Genomic DNA, 1,529 nt, shown 5'->3' on the forward strand with positions numbered 1-1,529 from the left:
TAGAACCAAACAGTGTATAGTGAGTGATAAGTTTATAAAAAAATAATATTTTTATGTAAAGTTGCAACTAAAGATTTTGTGTGGTATACTACTTGTAGTGATAAACTTTGAAACGTATTAAGAGTGCTATACAGAAATTTATACTCTCCTTTTGCTTATCAAACAATTATTGCAACAAAACGCATTCGTAATGATGCACAAGGAGGAAATAGTATGAATAAAGGTACAGTAAAGTGGTTTAATGCAGAAAAAGGTTTTGGTTTTATAACCGGAGAGAATGGTCAAGATGTCTTTGCTCATTTTTCTGCGATTCAAGCAGATGGATTCAAGTCTCTCGATGAAGGGCAAGCAGTCACTTTTGATACTGAAGAAGGTCAACGTGGTATGCAAGCCGTTAATATCTACAAAGCTTAAACGATTTTTTCAACCGTCTCAAATGCTTGAGACGGTTTTTTAAATACTCAAAAAGGGGAGATTATTATGGGTTTTGGACAATGGAAACCAATGCAACCATCCATCGAAGGAGTGGCTTTTAAAAAAAATCAACAAGTCACATTTAGATTTAGGAAAAAACAAGTCATTGGAACAATTGTAAAGTTGTTAAATAATTCAGCAGTCGTCACCTTATCAATCGCCAAAGTGACAGATACTTCTGAAAAAACAGTGATCAATTATAAAAAATTAATGGCGATCTGAACCAAGTCTCATTTATTAGCGAAGCCACCTATGTAACGATCTTAAACTTTGGATAGCTGAACGTGGAAGCTCTTATTTTTAAGGGCTTTTTTTAGCGGTGCTGCAAGAACAGATGCAATAGAAAAGGTTTATCCTATTTTTATGACAAAATTACTGAGTCTTTTTTCTGTTCTATATAAAAGGGGCTGTAGAATATATTCTGTCGGTATTTTGGTTTGTTGGAGGACAAGATGTATTATGTAAAATCAAATCTAGAATACTATGACGTAAATTATAAAGAGTATTCAGAAAATTCCTGACTTATAAGCACTCTTTTTAAATACCACAATTGGCGTGTATCAATTTAAATCTGTATCAATAAACGTGTAAATAAGTCTTTGTTCATTTATAAATCAGGGTTATAAGTATTAGAACAAATATTGGCTGGTGTCAGAAACTTAATAGTTTTTGATCCTTTTTTATTCCTCGTTTAGTAGCTCTTTAAGTAGCTCAATTAATTAGGTCAGAAAGTTTTTTTAACAGGACACCAGAGTATACCTTCGTGGTCCTTTTCAATGTTTGTGATATTGTTAAGTTTTTGAAAGGTCAACAAAGTTTTGCAACAGATTATTGAAATTAATCCAAATCTTTAAATTTCTCAAGATAATTTTGACGAATAAAATTGGATATCATTTGATTAAGCATTATCTAAGAATTAAGTGCGCGAAGAAAAAAGCAAAGGGAAGCCAAAGTTAAAAGAAAATGATACAGCGATCAGATTGTTTATTCTTGAGTTTAGAGGAAAAATTACAAGTATTAATTTTATACTATTTTTATTATGAATAATATCCATG

2 protein-coding genes are annotated in these 1,529 nt (G+C 31.3%); both read left to right on the forward strand.

From position 1 onward, the window contains the following. Positions 1–213: 213 nt before the first annotated feature. Positions 214–414, forward strand: coding sequence for a cold-shock protein (locus HMPREF9088_RS10535; protein ID WP_040367573.1), 201 nt, complete (start codon positions 214–216; stop codon positions 412–414). A 66-nt stretch (positions 415–480) separates the two neighbouring features. Further along, on the forward strand, positions 481–696 hold the full coding sequence (locus HMPREF9088_RS10540; protein ID WP_005225252.1) for a hypothetical protein: 216 nt from the start codon (positions 481–483) through the stop codon (positions 694–696). Positions 697–1,529: the final 833 nt, after the last annotated feature.

It is taken from the genome of Enterococcus italicus DSM 15952 (assembly GCF_000185365.1).
GTDB lineage: Bacteria > Bacillota > Bacilli > Lactobacillales > Enterococcaceae > Enterococcus_G > Enterococcus_G italicus.